This is a genomic window from Corynebacterium sp. KPL1824, from assembly GCF_000478095.1.
GTDB classification, from domain to species: Bacteria; Actinomycetota; Actinomycetes; order Mycobacteriales; family Mycobacteriaceae; genus Corynebacterium; species Corynebacterium accolens.
Map to the genome: position 1 here is coordinate 968,438 of NZ_KI515750.1, position 15,664 is coordinate 984,101.

At 61.0% G+C, this 15,664-nt stretch carries 14 protein-coding genes; 7 read left to right on the top strand and 7 right to left on the bottom strand.

The annotated features are described in order from the left end of the window. Window positions 1–178: 178 nt before the first annotated feature. Window positions 179–1,009: a DUF559 domain-containing protein gene (locus HMPREF1267_RS10820; protein WP_005279489.1), complete on the top strand. Its 831-nt coding sequence runs from the start codon at window positions 179–181 to the stop codon at window positions 1,007–1,009. Between the two features lie 122 nt (window positions 1,010–1,131). On the opposite strand, the gene HMPREF1267_RS10825 is transcribed toward HMPREF1267_RS10820, so the two are convergent. After that, window positions 1,132–2,532, bottom strand: coding sequence for an FtsX-like permease family protein (locus HMPREF1267_RS10825; protein WP_023029253.1), 1,401 nt, complete (start codon window positions 2,530–2,532; stop codon window positions 1,132–1,134). Continuing rightward, window positions 2,529–3,215 (bottom strand): ABC transporter ATP-binding protein, encoded by a 687-nt coding sequence (locus HMPREF1267_RS10830; protein ID WP_034657794.1) that lies wholly within the window; start codon window positions 3,213–3,215, stop codon window positions 2,529–2,531. Before HMPREF1267_RS10830 ends, HMPREF1267_RS10825 begins: the two co-directional genes overlap by 4 nt. Here HMPREF1267_RS10830 and HMPREF1267_RS10835 point away from each other — a divergent pair. From HMPREF1267_RS10835 to HMPREF1267_RS12855, 6 genes are all read left to right on the top strand, one after another. Next, window positions 3,214–4,023 (top strand): sensor histidine kinase, encoded by an 810-nt coding sequence (locus tag HMPREF1267_RS10835; protein ID WP_232215141.1) that lies wholly within the window; start codon window positions 3,214–3,216, stop codon window positions 4,021–4,023. The two genes, HMPREF1267_RS10830 and HMPREF1267_RS10835, sit on opposite strands and share 2 nt — an antisense overlap. Then, window positions 4,020–4,688, top strand: coding sequence for a response regulator transcription factor (locus HMPREF1267_RS10840; RefSeq protein ID WP_023029255.1), 669 nt, complete (start codon window positions 4,020–4,022; stop codon window positions 4,686–4,688). The genes HMPREF1267_RS10835 and HMPREF1267_RS10840 overlap by 4 nt, the downstream gene beginning before the upstream one ends. A 24-nt stretch (window positions 4,689–4,712) precedes the next feature. Further along, window positions 4,713–5,009 carry a rhodanese-like domain-containing protein gene (locus HMPREF1267_RS10845; RefSeq protein ID WP_023029256.1) on the top strand — a complete coding sequence of 99 codons (297 nt, stop codon included), beginning with the start codon at window positions 4,713–4,715 and terminating at the stop codon, window positions 5,007–5,009. 37 nt (window positions 5,010–5,046) lie between these two features. Continuing rightward, window positions 5,047–5,505, top strand: a complete 459-nt coding sequence (locus HMPREF1267_RS10850; protein ID WP_005284892.1) for a MarR family winged helix-turn-helix transcriptional regulator — start codon at window positions 5,047–5,049, stop codon at window positions 5,503–5,505. 2 nt (window positions 5,506–5,507) lie between these two features. After that, window positions 5,508–9,416, top strand: coding sequence for a Pls/PosA family non-ribosomal peptide synthetase (locus HMPREF1267_RS10855; RefSeq protein WP_023029257.1), 3,909 nt, complete (start codon window positions 5,508–5,510; stop codon window positions 9,414–9,416). Between the two features lie 156 nt (window positions 9,417–9,572). Next, window positions 9,573–10,364, top strand: a complete 792-nt coding sequence (locus HMPREF1267_RS12855; RefSeq protein ID WP_023029258.1) for an Abi family protein — start codon at window positions 9,573–9,575, stop codon at window positions 10,362–10,364. Window positions 10,365–10,467: 103 nt separating this feature from the next. On the opposite strand, the gene HMPREF1267_RS10860 is transcribed toward HMPREF1267_RS12855, so the two are convergent. From HMPREF1267_RS10860 to groL, 5 genes are all read right to left on the bottom strand, one after another. Continuing rightward, on the bottom strand, window positions 10,468–11,616 hold the full coding sequence (locus HMPREF1267_RS10860) for an alpha/beta hydrolase (RefSeq protein WP_023029259.1): 1,149 nt from the start codon (window positions 11,614–11,616) through the stop codon (window positions 10,468–10,470). Window positions 11,617–11,870: 254 nt separating this feature from the next. Then, the gene (gene ppk2 / locus HMPREF1267_RS10865) at window positions 11,871–12,770 is read right to left on the bottom strand and encodes a polyphosphate kinase 2 (protein WP_023029260.1); all 900 of its coding nucleotides are present in this window, start codon (window positions 12,768–12,770) and stop codon (window positions 11,871–11,873) included. A gap of 160 nt (window positions 12,771–12,930) precedes the next feature. After that, a complete protein-coding gene (locus HMPREF1267_RS13505; RefSeq protein WP_023029261.1) occupies window positions 12,931–13,056 on the bottom strand; it encodes a hypothetical protein in 126 nt (41 codons plus the stop codon). Window positions 13,057–13,080: 24 nt separating this feature from the next. Continuing rightward, a complete protein-coding gene (locus HMPREF1267_RS10870; RefSeq protein WP_023029262.1) occupies window positions 13,081–13,260 on the bottom strand; it encodes a hypothetical protein in 180 nt (59 codons plus the stop codon). A 727-nt stretch (window positions 13,261–13,987) separates the two neighbouring features. Then, a complete protein-coding gene (gene groL / locus HMPREF1267_RS10875) occupies window positions 13,988–15,631 on the bottom strand; it encodes a chaperonin GroEL (RefSeq protein ID WP_005279471.1) in 1,644 nt (547 codons plus the stop codon). Window positions 15,632–15,664 lie beyond the last annotated feature (33 nt).

A 15,664-nucleotide genomic window follows, 5' to 3' on the forward strand; every position in this document is an offset into this window, starting at 1 on the left:
TGAAGTCTGTTTTGAGGCCCAGCTGATGCGTTTTGACAAATAGGCCGCGGAAACCATGGGGTTTGAGGCCGCTATTTGTTAAAACGCATCAAGATCGCATCAAGAACGCATCAAACCGCATCAAACAAGCGCCCAACCGCGCCACACAACCTTCGTTTCGGGGGATCGAGGGATACGAATGGAAATTTTTCGGGGGAAAAGTGCCGCTCAGCAAGCGGTACGCCACGGCGCCGTCCGGATCGCGAACGGCTTCTGCCTGTCAGAGGAGCCGACGCCAAACCAGCTCGCGCGCATCATGAGCGAGGAGTGGCCGGATTGCGCGCTCGATGGCTACTCGGCCGCGCTCAAGCACGTGGAGAAGCCGCTGCGCTTTCCGCTGGAATTCCTGCGCAGCTCATCGCTGCCGTCGAGTAAGTACTTCACTTCGCGCCGCGCCCGGCCGAAGGGCGCGTTGACCTGGGACGGCGTCACCGTGTGCAATCCACTGCAGGCGGTCGAGGCGATGCCGGAGGATGATGCGGTCGCCTTCCTCGAGGACTTTTACTCCGGCAAGGATGGGGTCAGCCGGCTGGAGCTGAATAAGCTGGACTACCAGCGGTTTCCGCGGCCGGTAAAGCGTGCGTTGGACAGGGCGATCATCGGCACGGATAGCGTGCCGGAGCGCCAGTTAACGCGCGCCCTCGCGCCGCATTTCGCGGTCCAGAACAATATAAAAATAGGCCCCTACCACTGGGATCTGATGATTAAGGAGCACAAAATCGCCATCGAGGTCGATGGCTACGCCTACCACCGGGGCGAAAATCGCCGCCAGTTTGAGTTGGACAGGCACAAGCTTAACGATGCCGTCCATCGCGGCTGGAAGCCCCTCCACTTCACCGCGACGACGATTGACCACTACCCAGATTTCGTGGTGCAGCAGGTAATGGCCACGGCAAAGAATAAGCGACCCTTTGCGCGTCCTCCCTGGCAGTGGCACCGCTTGTGGCGGCATGAAAGCGCGCGGCGCTGAAGCAAGGCTGGCTCAACAGCTGACCAGCGCAAGGCCGGGCATAGGCCCAACCGGGCCAGAGTCTGGGCCAGGGCCAAGGCCAAAACCCCAGAACCACAGCCCGGCGCGCCCGAGGAAACCGGCTATTCCTTGCGGCGGCCACTGCGGAGAACGTGACCGCGCAGGGGCTCGACGAGCGCGATGGCGAGGAAGGTCACCGCCCAGCCCACGGCGAGGAAGCTGAAGGAAATGAGGAGCCGTTCGGCGAGGTCGACGCCTTCGTCCCAGACGATGCTCAAGAACATTGTGCCGGCGATGCCGGCACCGAAGAGGAAACCGAAGATACTGAGCGCGACGATGGGTCCCATCACGGCGAGGGTGTTCGTGCGGAATTGGAAGCGGCGCGGCACGCCCATCAGGTCGAGGGAGCGGGTGAGTTCTTTGTCCTCGAAGGCGGACGATACTTGGCCGAGGAAGATGGACATGCTGGTCAGCGCGAAGCCGAAGAGCAAGGTCAGGACGACGCCGGTGGAGACGTCTCGGAACACGATGCCCGTTTCTTGTTCTTCTTTCAGAGCGGTGGCAAGCGCATCGGTGCCATTGGGCGAGCCCATCAGGAAGCCGGCGAGGAAGCCGAAGAAGCCGATGGCCGCGCTTTGCCGCCAGGCGCGGCGGGCGTTGGCGCCCACGCGCTGGCAGGCTACGAGGTGCGCGGTGCCGGGGAGCAATGCCAAAAGGCGGGCGCCTAATTGCAGGAGGTAGGGCGCGACCAGGTTGATGCTCATGATCACCGCGAAGAGCGGGACGACCATGGAGATTTCGGGGGTACCGGATTGGCCTTTGAGCAGGACACCGCCGACGATGACGATGAGGAGGAAGGCGATGAGGCGCCACCATCGGAAAGCGGCGGGCATCTGGCGTTTAGCCACGCCGAGGGGGCTGACGCGCACGCGCCACATGCCAGCAAGGGCCGCGGCGAGGGCGAGGAGGAAAAGGACTGCGGCCACCGCGAGGTATCCCCACCAGGGCAGGATGATTTCCTCGAAGGCGACGGGGCGGTCCTGGAATTTCACGTGCGTGAAGACGGGGGCGATGAGCACGCTGATGAGCCAGCCCAGCACGATGCCGATGAGGGCTTGGATGCCGGTCTCCACGGCGGCCATGCGCTCGACCTGGTGGGAGCTTAGGCCCAAAAGGCGGAGGGTGGACAGGCGCTGTTCCCGGCCGGAGGCGCCGAGGACCGCGGCCTGCGCGGTCAGGTTGAAGAGTGCGGGAACGATGAAGGCGCAGGCCATGAGCGCGAGGACGAACCAGGGCATGAAGTAGTTTTCCGGGTTTTCGCCGGCGGCGGCGCGCAGGGCGGGCACGGCGTCTTCTGGGTGATGAACGCGCTGCCAGAACATCCAGGTGCCGCCGGCAACGAGGAAGGCGATGGCAGAACCCAGCGTCAGGCTCACGATGGAGAGCACGCTGACGATGCCCGCACCGGAGCGGGCGCGGACGGATTCGCGTTGGAGACTGAGGACTAGGGTCGCGGTATTCATGGCTGCACCCCCAGGCGGCGGTCATCGTGAATGATGCCGTCGCGGATTTCCACGCGGCGCTGCATCCAGTCCGCCACCTTGGGGTCATGGGTGACCATGACCAGGCTGGCGCCGGATTGGCGCACGGTGGTGGTCAGCATCTGCATGACCTCGTGGCCAGTGGCTTGGTCGAGGGCGCCGGTGGGTTCATCGGCAAAGACGACGCCGGGGTTGGCCACGAGGGCGCGGGCGATGGTCACGCGCTGGGCCTGGCCGCCGGAGACTTGGGCGGGGCGGCGCTCTGCGAGATCGCCGAGCCCCAGCTGGTCGAGCAGTGACAGCGCCTTCGAACGGGCCGCGCGCCGGCCCAGCCCGTTGAGCATCGCGGGCAGCGCCACATTGTCCAGGTTGGTCAGTTCCGGCAAAAGCTGGCCGTCTTGGAAGACGAAGCCGAAGTGGCGGAGGCGGGTGCGGGAGCGGGCGGCATCGGAAAGCGTGGAGATGTCTTCGTCACCGAAGTGGACGCTGCCATCAGTGGGCGTGAGCACGCCGGACATGCAGTGCAGCAGCGTGGATTTGCCGGAGCCGGAGGGCCCCATGATGGCGACGAGCTCGCCCGGGGTGATGTCCAGGGTGATGCCGGCCAGCACGGGGCCGCCGCCGAAATCCTTCGTGATGTCGTGGAGGGAAAGTGTCTGTGTCATGCTGTTCATTTCACCGTGCCGGGCGTGCTATTCCTACAGCGCTAAGGATACTTTCCGGGTAGTGCTAGCTTTACCCCTGCCTGGGGCGCGCGCGATTAGGCTTGGGGGCGTGATTTTCAGCAAGAAGCAGGCCACCAGCAATGAGGAGCGGCAGGCGCGGGTCATCGCGGAGCTGACGGCCTCGCGCCGCGCGATTGCGGATGCCTACGAGATAGAGCGCGCCCGCATCGAGCGCGATCTGCACGATGGAGCGCAGCAATATTTGGTGGCGGCAAGCATGAAGCTGGGCGAGGCCCTGCTGGATGCCACCGGCGCCGAGGCCGAGCTGCTCACCGCCGCGAAGCAGGACGTGGACCGCGGCCTGCGTTCGCTGCGCGCGACGGTGCACGGCATTCACCCACAGGTCCTCCAGGATCACGGTTTGGTGGCCGCGCTTGCCGATGCCGCCTCCGCCCACGGCCCCCACGTCAGCGTCTACGCCCCACACCCGTTGCCGCGGCTTTCCGCCAGCGTGCTGGCCTGCGGTTATTTCTTCGGCACCGAGGCGCTGACCAATGCCGCAAAGCATGCGCCGGGCGCGCCGGTTTCGGTGCTTATCACCTCGGATGCGGCCCTTCGTATCTCGGTGGTGGATGAGGGCCCGGGCGGGGCGCGGATTGAGCCGGGGCGCGGGCTGGCCGGCATGGCCGAGCGGCTGGCGGCCTTTGGCGGGGAGATGTCGCTGTCCTCGCCGGAGGGAGGCCCAACGCGGGTAAGGTGCACGATTCCGCTCCTTTTGGAGCGCGGGCAGACGGGAGTATCAGCATGAGTGGATTAAGGATTGTGATTGCGGATGATTCCGCGATCCTGCGCGAGGGGCTCGCCGGGCTCTTGGAGCGCCGCGGCCACGAGGTCGTGGGCAGGGCGGGAACGGCGGTGGAGCTGGAGGGGGTCATCGGCAAGCTGAGTGCCCAGTTGCCGGATGTGGTGATAACGGATGTGCGCATGCCGCCGGAGATGGGCGATGATGGGCTGAAGGCGGCGGTGGCGCTGCGCCGCGCCTATCCGGGCCTGCCGGTGATGGTGTTATCGCAGTACGTGGCGCCGGCGTATGCGGTGGCACTGTTTGATTCCCCGGATGCGGGCACCGGGTACCTGCTCAAGGATCGCGTCTCTGAGGTGCGCGATTTCCTGGCCAGCCTGGAGGTAGTGGCCCAGGGCGGCACGGTCATCGATCCGACGGTGGCGCAGGCACTGATGCGCTCTGGGCGCAGCGGACTGGGCGAGCTCAGCCCGCGCGAGCGCGAGGTCTTAGAGCTGATGTCGCGCGGGAAGTCCAATAAGGACATCGCCACCGAGCTGGTGCTCTCGAATGCCGCGGTGGCCAAGCACGTGTCCAATATCTTTACCAAGCTACGCCTGGACCCCAGTGAGGATAACCGCCGCGTGAAGGCGATCTTGCAGTACCTGTCCGCGGCCACCTACGGCGGCTAGCGCGCGGCACGTAGACTGCGGGGTATGCAAAACGTACAGCCAACCGAAGTTCCCGCAGGCGCGCAGCTTATCGATGTGCGCGAAAACGACGAATGGGCCACCGTGCACGCGCAGGGTGCCACCCATATTCCCATGAGTGAGATAACGGGTCGCATCCAGGAAATCAACCCGGACCGCGATATTTATGTCATCTGCCACTCGGGCGGGCGCAGCGCGCAGGTCTGCCAGTACCTGGAACACGCCCTGGGCTGGGACGTTATTAATGTCGAGGGCGGCACCAGCCAGTGGGAGGCGGATGGCCTGCCGGTTATCCGCAATTAATTGGCCTTTACCCATCTTTTAAGATTATGATGATGGTATGTCTTCCACTAATAATTCCGGCATACCCACCTCCCTGCTCGAATCCCCGTCCTTCCAGCTAGAGCGCCTGCGCCGCCGCACCCGCGATGGCGTCGAGGCGGCCCTGCAGACTAAGCAGACCACCATCCGCGAATTCTGGGTGCTTACCTGCCTCGTCGAGGCGGATGCCGCCTCCCAGTCCTTCCTGTCTGAGACCTTGGCCATCGACGCCTCCGATATGGTGCGGCTTATCGATGCCCTCGAGGACCGCGGCTGGGCCAAGCGCGAGCGCGATCCCAAGGACCGCCGCCGCCAAATCGTGGCGTGCACCAAGAAGGGCACCAAGACCCACAAGGACCTGGCGGAGCTCGTCGCCAACGCCGAGGATGATGCGCTCGACGTATCCACCAATAAGCAGCTCAAGCACCTGCGCAAGCTGGCCAAGGCCATCATCGCCGCGGATGAGGACGAGGCATAAGGATGGACGAGCCCGAAGAGTGTAGTAGACCTAGCGTCCCGCAGCAGTACCTCCTGCGCGATCTGGCCCCGCGCCCGCGCACGCTGTGGGACATCATCACCACCACGGCTGAGATTCACCCGGAAGCCGCCGCGCTTGACGATGGCGAAATCATCACCTACGCCGAACTCGTCCACGAGGTCCAACTGTGGGCCACGGAGCTGCACGTCAATGGCGTGCGCCGGGGCGATCGCATCGGCATCCGGATGACGTCTGGCAAGCGGGATCTCTACCTTGCCATCCTGTCCACCCTGGCCGCGGGTGCGGCCTACGTGCCGGTGGACGCAGACGATCCGGATGAGCGCGCGGAGATGGTCTTCGGCGAGGCCGATATCGATGGCCTGTTTAGCGATGACGGCTTCCGCTTCCTGCGCGAACACCCGCGCCACGCGGCAGAGGGCGTCGAGGCCCCGCGGCCAGAAGATACCGCGTGGATCATCTTTACCTCCGGATCCACGGGCAAGCCAAAGGGCGTGGCCGTAAGCCACCGCTCTGCGGCCGCCTTCGTGGATGCGGAGGCCAGCCTCTTCCTCATCGATCATCCCCACGGCCCGCTAGGTCCAGAAGACCGCGTGCTGGCTGGGCTTTCCGTTGCCTTCGATGCATCCTGCGAGGAGATGTGGCTGGCCTGGGGCCACGGCGGCTGCCTGGTCCCAGCCCCGCGTTCCTTGGTGCGGTCCGGCATGGACCTCGGCCCGTGGCTGATTCGCCGCGATATCACCGTCGTCTCCACGGTCCCTACCCTGGCGGGCCTGTGGCCTGCGGAGGCGCTGGATAATATCCGCCTGCTCATCGTCGGTGGCGAGGCCTGCTCCCAGGAATTGGTGGACCGCCTGGCCACCGAGGAGCGCGAGATGTGGAATACCTACGGCCCCACGGAGGCCACCGTCGTCGCCTGCGCGCAACGGATGATCCCGGGGCGCGCGGTATCGATCGGGCTGCCGCTGAATGGGTGGGATTTGGTGGTCATCGATAAGCAGGGCGAGCCCGTTGGCTTGGGTGAGACCGGCGAATTGGTCATCGGTGGCGTGGGCCTGGCCAGCTACCTAGACCCGCAGAAGGATGCGGAGAAATACGCGCCGCTGGAATCCATGGGCTGGCAGCGCGCCTACCGCACCGGCGACCACGTGCGCTTGGAAGAAGACGGCCTGTATTTTGTGGGCCGCGTGGATGACCAGGTAAAGATTGGCGGGCGCCGCATTGAGCTGGGTGAGGTGGACGCGAACGTCGCCGCGTTGGATAACGTCTATAACTCCGCTGTGGCCGTGCAAAAGACCCCCGGCGGCGAATCCGTGCTGGTGGGGTATGTCTCGCTGGAAGATGAGGCGCGCGGTTTTAACCACGGCGTGGCCCACGAGCGGCTGGCGGAGACCATGCCCGCGGCGCTGGTCCCGCGCATCTGCGTGATGGATGAGCTGCCGGTGCGCACCTCCGGCAAGGTGGATAAGAAGGCCCTGCCGTGGCCGCTACCCGGCGTCGGCGTGGAATCGACCACGCTGACAGAGACCGAGAAGTGGCTCGCCGAGCTCTGGGTCGAGACCCTCGGTGTCTCCGTGGAGGATGAGAACGCCGATTTCTTCGACCTTGGCGGTACCTCCCTGGCCGCGGCGACGCTGGTGGGCCACATCCGCGATCGCTACCCCACCGTGGCCGTGCGCGATCTCTATGACCACCCGCGCCTGGGTTCGCTGGCAGAGCTCATCGCCGGCGCCGAACCGCGCCCCGAAGCGGAGCAACAAAAACCGCTGCGTGAGGTCACGCCCGTGGGCGCGAAGACCCGCGTGGCCCAAACGCTGTTGCAGATCCCCGCCATGACGCTGGCGGCGACCACCTGGCTAGCCTGGCTCATGCTGGGCTCGACCGTGGCCTCTGCCTTGGGCGTGGACTGGGCGCAGTCCTTCCCGTGGTGGCTGGTCACCGCGCTGGTTGTCATCTTTGCCACGCCGCTGGGTCGCATCCCCATCGGCGGCTTTGGCGCACGCCTGATTACCGCAGGCATCACGCCCGGCGATTACCCGCGCGGTGGTTCGACCCACCTGCGGATCTGGGCCGCGGAGCGGTGGGCCGATGCCTCCGGTTCGCGCTCGATTGCCGGTGCCACCTGGGTCAATAACTACGCCCGCGCCTTGGGCGTGAAGATGAAGCGCGGCGTGGACCTGCACTCGCTGCCACCAGTGACGGGCCTGCTCACCTTGGGCAAGCACGCCGCAGTGGAACCGGAGGTCGATCTCACCGGCTACTGGCTCGACGGCGACGTGCTCCACGTTGGTGCCATCGATATCAAGGAAGGCGCCCGCGTGGGCGCGCGTTCCACGCTGCTGCCGGGCACCGTGGTGGGCAAGTACGCCCACGTGGAGGCGGGTTCCACCGTCACCGGCCGCAAGAAGATCAAGGACGGCCAACGCTGGTCCGGTTCACCCGCCAAGAAGGTGGGCCGCTCCAAGCACCGCTTCCCATCTAAGCCGCCCAAGCGCCACCCCTGGTGGGTGGCCATTTATGGTGCTACCTCCCTCTTCTTGGCAGCCCAGCCGCTTATCGCGCTTGTCATTGCCGCAATCGTGGATTTGGTGCTGGTTCACGCCACGTCCGGCAATCGCTATATCGGCGCAGTCCTCTTCGCTCCCCTCGCGGCGCTCGTGGCCTTTGCCACCTACATGCTGCAGACCTGGCTGGGCGTGCGCATATTGTCCATCGGCATCTCGCCCGGCGTGAACCCGGTGCGCTCTGCTGCCGGTTGGCGCCTCTGGGCCATCGAGCGCCTCATGGATGAGGCCCGCACGCAGCTCTTCCCGCTCTATGCCTCGCAGCTGACCCCGCGGTGGCTGCGCGCTTTGGGCGCGCGCATTGGCAAGGACGTGGAGATTTCCACCGCCGTGATGATCCCCGCGCTCACGGACGTCAAAGACGGAGCCTTCCTTGCCGATGACACCATGATCGGCGGCTACGAACTCGGCGGCGGTTGGATTCACTCCGGCGAGGCCAAGGTGGGCAAGCGCTCCTTCGTGGGCAACTCCGGCATTACGGCACCCGGGCGCAAGCTCTCCAAGAACTCCCTGGTCGCGGTGCTGTCCTCCACCCCGAAGAAGACCAAGTCCGGCGCCAACTGGTGGGGTTCCCCGCCAGAGCGCATGCGCCGCGTTGCCGCCCAGGTCGATGCCCCCGCCGAGTCCGCCGAGGCCCTGACCTATAACCCGGGTTTCAAGCTCAAGGCCGCCCGCGGCATCGTGGAGACCATGCGCCTGCTCGCGCCGATGTTCTCGGCCATGCTGCTCGCCGCCACCCTGGGGACGCTGTATTACCTGCTTGCCGATGTCGGCTTCCCCGCCACCTGGGCACTTTCCGGCCTCGTGCTCATGGCGATGGGCGCTATCGCCATGGCCGTGACCATCGCCGTGAAGTGGATCTGCGTGGGCACACATAGCGCGGCCGACCACCCGCTGTGGAGCGCCTTCGTCTGGCTCAACGAGTTGCAAGACACCTTCGTAGAGGTCGTCGCCGCCCCGTGGTTCTTCCAGCACACCTACGGCACAGGAGAGATCAACCTGGGTCTGCGGGGCCTGGGAGTGGACATTGGCAAGGGCGCCTGGATCGATTCCTATTGGTTCCCAGAAACCGATCTCTGCCACGTCGGCGCCGGTGCCTCCGTGGGCCCTGGCACCGTGGTGCAGACCCACCTCTTCCAGGACCGCGTGATGAGCCTAGATACAGTCACCATCGAGGCCGGCTCCACGCTCGCCTCCCACTCGGTGGCGCTGCCTGCCTCTCTCATCGGTGCCTCCAGCACCGTCGGCCCCGGCTCGCTGGTCATGCGCGGTGACCGCGTCCCCGACAACGCCACCTGGCAGGGCAACCCCATTGAGCCGTGGGGATAGCCCACGCCTGGATCCGGAGTTATGTAAGCAAAAGACCCCTCCTCAGCCAAGCCGCTGAACGGTTGACCACCACGAGGAGGGGAATACTATACCGAGTATAATCGGACGTGCCGCCTCAATCAAAAATATTTTTAAAGAGCCTTTAAGTTGGTAGCCATGAGTAGTAAACGGATTAAAAAAGAGTGGTTATCAGAAAACAGGTTGGAGCCCTACCTTACAAAAACTGGTGGATCCACAGATAAGGCTTTTGAGCTCTACGAACTCGATCGCCACCTTAGTGCTTCCCTTTTTCATGAGATAGCCTTCATCGAAGTAGCATTACGTAACTCAGTTTCTGGATATCTCAGCTCCGAATACGGAGATGATTGGTATTGCAAGCTCGAGATGGGGTTCGATAAACGGGTTCGAGACAATATCACAGAAGCATGGAATAGCCTGCCAACAGACTTCACCAAGAATACCGAACGAAGCAAAAGGCTGGGAGGACGGGTCATTGCTGCTTCCATGTTTAGAACTTGGACAAATATCCTCGATACAGGAGGCTCCACGGGCTTACCAGCCCCTTTCAACAATGCTGATCATGACAGAATTTGGTCCCGCCAAGCCTTAATTTCTGTCTTTCCAGGTGCGAATTCAGTAGCTCGGAAGAAAGATCCTGAATTTTCCACTCACGGTCTGACCCGTAAGTGGGTTCATTCCAAAATCCTCGAGATAAAGAAAATTAGAAATAGGGTTGCGCATCACGAGTCTGTAGTCCTTCGCGGCATCCCTGTCACGGGCACAGATACTCGATTACGGCCTAGAGAATGCCACGAGGCCTGCCAAGATGTAGCAGCGATGTTGGACCGTGATTTAGCCTCTTACCTCACGGAAAACCTGCCCACAACAGCAATTCTCACCGAGTTGGACACCTTCTACGCAAGTCTAAATAATTCAAACAAATCATAAATTACCCACCTTCCCTAGGCCGCTAAAGCCTAAGTACCAACCCAACGACAGGGAAAGCAGGTCATTGTGTGCCGGGCCTATTAAACCCGAGACACGCTATCTTCTACACGTGGCGGTCCAGCCAATCCACAACGGTATCGAGGGCCTGATCAGCGGCGGGCTCGTTAAATACCTCGTGCTTCTGGCCCTCCCAGTTGATGTATTCCACATCTTCAGAGGAAATGGAGTTGTACCAGTCTTGGGAGAAGTACGGCGGAACAATGCCGTCCTTGGTGCCGTGCATGATAAGCGTCGGCGCGGTGAACAAGTCCGCATTGACGGCATCATAGGTTGCAATAGCACCCAGCTGCAGCGCGGTACCGGCGCTGGTCTTTTGCGCGATGAGCGGGCTGGTAGCGTACTCGTCCTTGACGGCCTGGCTGGTAGAAATGCCCTCCGTGAAGGGGTTCGACAGCATAACCTTCTTGGAAAGCTCCGGCGACTGCGCACCAATGTGGGTCCGGTGCGGGATCAGGTTCTGCGCGTAGTTGGCGTTAAAGCTGGTGATATCCGCCAGCGGCAAGCGCTCGAACAGGGTGGGGTCGAGCTGCTTTTGCACCTCAGAAATCTCTTCTGGCGTGATGGTCTGTCCGGTTGCCTTCTTGCCGGACAGGTTCAACGGCGCACCGCCACCATTGGTGATGATGCCATCGACCTTGCCAGGCTCACGGATGCCGTATGCCTGAACAGTCAGCGAGCCCATGGAGTGACCCAACAGGAAGGTCTTTACATCGGGGTGCTCGCCTTTGGCCATATCGACGACGCGGTCGAAATCATTGAGGATGTACTGGAAGTTATCAATGTGACCCAGCGGCGTGCTGCCAGACGCAGATTTGCCGTGTCCGCGGTGGTCCAGGCGGTAGACGTTGTATCCGGCGTCCAGCAGGCGCTTGGCCACGTAGTCATAGCGACCAGAGTGTTCAGAGACGCCGTGCGCCAATACGACATTGCCGCGCGGGTTTTCAACCAGCTGCTTGCGGTAGTAGATCTTCACGCCTTCACCGTCGTGGCTATCAAAGTAGCCGTCTTCATCGGCAATCTGCTTGTCAGACATCGTCGAACGGCCAAGCACGTCGGTCTTATCGGCCGCTGCCTCCGCGGCTGCTTCGCCGCCACCGGCAAATGCGGTGGCAGTGAGCGTTCCCGATACTGCAATCGGTGCCATGGATACAGCGGTCGCGGTAGCCAAGACACACAGTTTCTTCCTTATCATGTACATACTCCTTAGATGTGGGTTATGCCACGCATACGGGCAAGATGACTCTTAGGTCACCCTAATAGTAGTTTTCCCGGGAACGTAACTCAAGAAGTTTTTATTTATGGCTGCTGATTCTTTAAGCAATAGCCCCCAAATCACGGTCCAGCCACAGTTGAGATTAAGCCACCATTGAAGCCGCAGACACGGCAAAGCGGGAAGACCGCTTATCACGATCTTCCCGCTACAAAAGGCGCTAAGGCTTAAAGCTACTAATCACCAATCTGGTCGCGCCCACGCTTAACAATGTTCGCGTCCGGCTCCCCCACTAATTCATGGTCTTTGTTGGTGTACTCGAATTTCGAGAGCACATAGCGCATCGCATTGACGCGTGCACGCTTCTTGTCATTGGACTTGATAGTAATCCACGGCGATTCTTCCGTATCCGTATAGCGGAACTGTTCTTCCTTCGCGCGCGTGTAATCATCCCACTTATCCAGGGAAGCCAGGTCCATTGGCGAGAGCTTCCATTGGCGCACCGGGTCAATCTGCCGGATAGCAAAGCGCGTACGCTGTTCCTTCCTAGTAACCGAGAACCACAGCTTGGTTAACGAGATACCCGATCCTAAGAGCATGTTTTCTAACATCGGCACCTCACGCAGGAACTCCGCATGCTGGGACTCAGTGCAAAAGCCCATGACCCGTTCCACACCGGAACGGTTATACCAGGAGCGGTCGAAGAAGACGATCTCTCCCGCGGCAGGGAAATGCTCGATATAGCGCTGAAAGTACCATGACGTGGATTCGCGCGGTGACGGCTTTTCTAAAGCCACGGTGCGCGCACCACGCGGATTCAGGTGCTCATTAAAGCGCTTGATGGTGCCGCCCTTGCCAGCAGCATCGCGGCCTTCAAACAGGATAATGTGGCGCTGGCCGGTTTCCTTGGTCCAGTTCTGCCACTTCAAAAGCTCAATCTGCAGCGAGCGCTTAATGGTGTCATACTCATCGCGCGTCATGCGCTCGTCATAAGGATAATTCTCACGCCACGTTTCCACGGGAGAACCATCCGGCATAATCAGCGACGGATCGTCTTCATCCGCTCCATCGACGACAAAGCCGTCCGTCTTTGCAAGGTCAATCTCAGGGAGTTCGTCGTCTTTAATATCAGCCATGCATTTAGTGTAACCCCATTGCCTACATCTAGCGCGCTGATTACGACGGTTACCCCTGCATACAGGGATATAGAACAAGAAAACGAAAGATGACCTGCCCCAAACGGGACAGGTCATTCTACTTCAGGAGCTTTATAAGCTCACTACTGAAGCGATGTTCTTATGCGAACATGCCGAGCAGCTTGGAAGCAGCGTCAGCGATGTTCAAGAACGGTTCGAACGCCTTGTAGATAGCCTCACCGAAGGTGTAGAGGTTAGAAGCAAAGGAAGAAAGTTGCTCTTGCATTGTGTCTCCTTAAAAAGAATTAAATTAGAATTCGTATACGTTCTGGTGGCTGGAACCAGCGAAGAGCGGGAAGTTGGAGCTTACCGCACCGAAGCTCTCCTTACCAGTGGTGACGAGGGAGTGAACAGCCTCGACAATGTTGTGCCACTGGGTCCAAGTGGTAACAAAGTTGTCCAGGTGAGTCTGGATGGTGGAGATGTCCATATTTGAACTCCTAAAGTACGTCCGAAGCTTTCTGCCCCGGAGGGGTTTGCAGTTTGCAGACACCCTCAGTGGGCGTCACAAGAGATATTTTGGCACAACTTCGATTGAAAGCAAGTCCACTTCGCGGAAAATTTTCGCCTTTTTCAACTTGCACTGAAATGGTCTTGTTTTTTATATAGGTACGCGATGGGATTTATGACGTCCAAGCAAGGCTGTGAGCTGCGATTTTAGTATTCTCGCACAGCGATTTAGTTAATTTCGGGTGAACACTGTAACACTCGAGGGTGCAAATACCGATATAAATAACTCTCCAACGTCTGTAGACCCAGCCAAAATTTTCTTGCGCCTACCGCCCGCTCGAGTACCCACATCGGGGGGTACTGTGACGCATGTGGCTAATGTTATTAGGTAAGGGGACACTTATTTAGCCTCAGTCACCTAGTTTTCGGCGCCCCATGAAGAAACTGTCATGACTCAAGAAAGACGCCAATGACTAGCATTTTCGTCGTTTATGCCGCGATTCAACGAAATTTCATCGTTGCGGTAACACATCGAAAGCACAGAATGCCTTAGACACGCCGAAGCGCCCCTCCATTGTGCGGTATATGCACATTGGAGGGGCGCATTGACACTTAACGTGCCCCACTGAGGCGTTGACGCGTAAATCTCTTATATCGCCTGAGAGGCCTATATAAGGGCTATACGGCAGGCTTTCTAGGCTCTTAGCCTAGAAGCCCATGCCGCCCATAGCGTCAGCGTCAGGCATAGCGTTGTTGGAGCCGGCAGGCTCTGGCTTATCAGCCACAACGGCCTCGGTGGTCAGGAACAGTGCAGCAATGGATGCAGCGTTCTGCAGTGCGGAGCGGGTGACCTTAACCGGGTCGTTGATGCCGGATTCCATGAGGTTGACGTACTCACCGGTGGCGGCATTGAGGCCCTCGCCGGCGGGCAGGCCGGAGACTTTGTCGGCCACGACGCCAGGCTCGAGGCCAGCGTTGTGAGCGATCTGCTTCAGCGGTGCAGACAGTGCCTCGCGGACGATCTTTACACCGGTTGCCTCGTCGCCTTCGGCCTCAATGGAGTCAAGAACGGAAGCGGCCTGCAGCAGGGCAACGCCACCGCCGGCAACGATGCCTTCCTCCACGGCTGCCTTGGCGTTACGCACGGCATCTTCGATGCGGTGCTTGCGCTCCTTGAGCTCAACCTCGGTGGCAGCACCGACCTTGAGCACGGCCACGCCGCCGGAAAGCTTAGCCAAGCGCTCCTGCAGCTTCTCGCGGTCGTAATCGGAATCGGAGTTCTCGATCTCGGCGCGGATCTGCTTGATGCGGCCATCGATCTGCTCCTGGGTGCCAGCACCCTGGACGATGGTGGTCTCATCCTTGGTCACAACGACCTTGCGTGCCTGGCCCAAGTACTCGAGCTCGGCGGTCTCAAGGGAAAGGCCGACCTCTTCGGAGATGACCTGGCCGCCGGTCAGGATGGCCATGTCCTGCAGGGTGGCCTTGCGGCGGTCGCCGAAGCCCGGAGCCTTCACGGCAACGGACTTGAAGGTGCCGCGGATCTTGTTGACCACGAGGGTGGACAGGGCTTCGCCCTCAACATCCTCAGCAATGATCAGCAGTGGCTTGCCGGACTGCATGACCTTCTCCAGCAGCGGAACGAGGTCCTTGATATTGGAGATCTTGGAGGAGACCAGCAGGATGTATGGATCCTCCAGGACTGCCTCCTGGCGCTCCATATCGGTGGCGAAGTAGCCGGAGATGTAGCCCTTATCAAAGCGCATACCCTCAGTAACCTCGAGGTCCACGCCGAAGGTATTGGACTCTTCCACGGTGATAACGGAGTCCTTGTTTACGGAACCGTTGCCCACGGTGTACATAGCCTCGGCGATCTTCTCACCAATTGCTGGGTCCGCAGCGGAAATGCCAGCAGTGGTAGCGATCTGCTCCTGGGTTTCTACTTCCTTAGCGGAAGACAGCAGGGAGTCCACAACCTTCTTGGTTGCGGTCTCGATGCCGCGCTTGATGCCCATGGGGTTGGAACCAGCGGCTACGTTGCGCAAGCCCTCGCGGACGAGTGCCTGTGCCAAAACGGTTGCGGTGGTGGTGCCGTCGCCGGCGACGTCATCGGTTTTCTTGGCAACTTCCTTGACCAGCTCGGCGCCGATCTTCTCGTAAGCATCCTCGAGTTCGATTTCGCGAGCGATGGAAACGCCGTCATTAGTAATGGTCGGTGCGCCCCAGGACTTTTCCAGGACGACGTTGCGGCCCTTAGGGCCGAGGGTGACCTTGACTGCGTCAGCCAGAGTATTCAGGCCGCGCTCAAGGCCGCGGCGGGCCTCTTCATCAAAAGCGATAATCTTTGCCATAGTGTTTGTGCTCCTTGGATTTATTGAGGACGA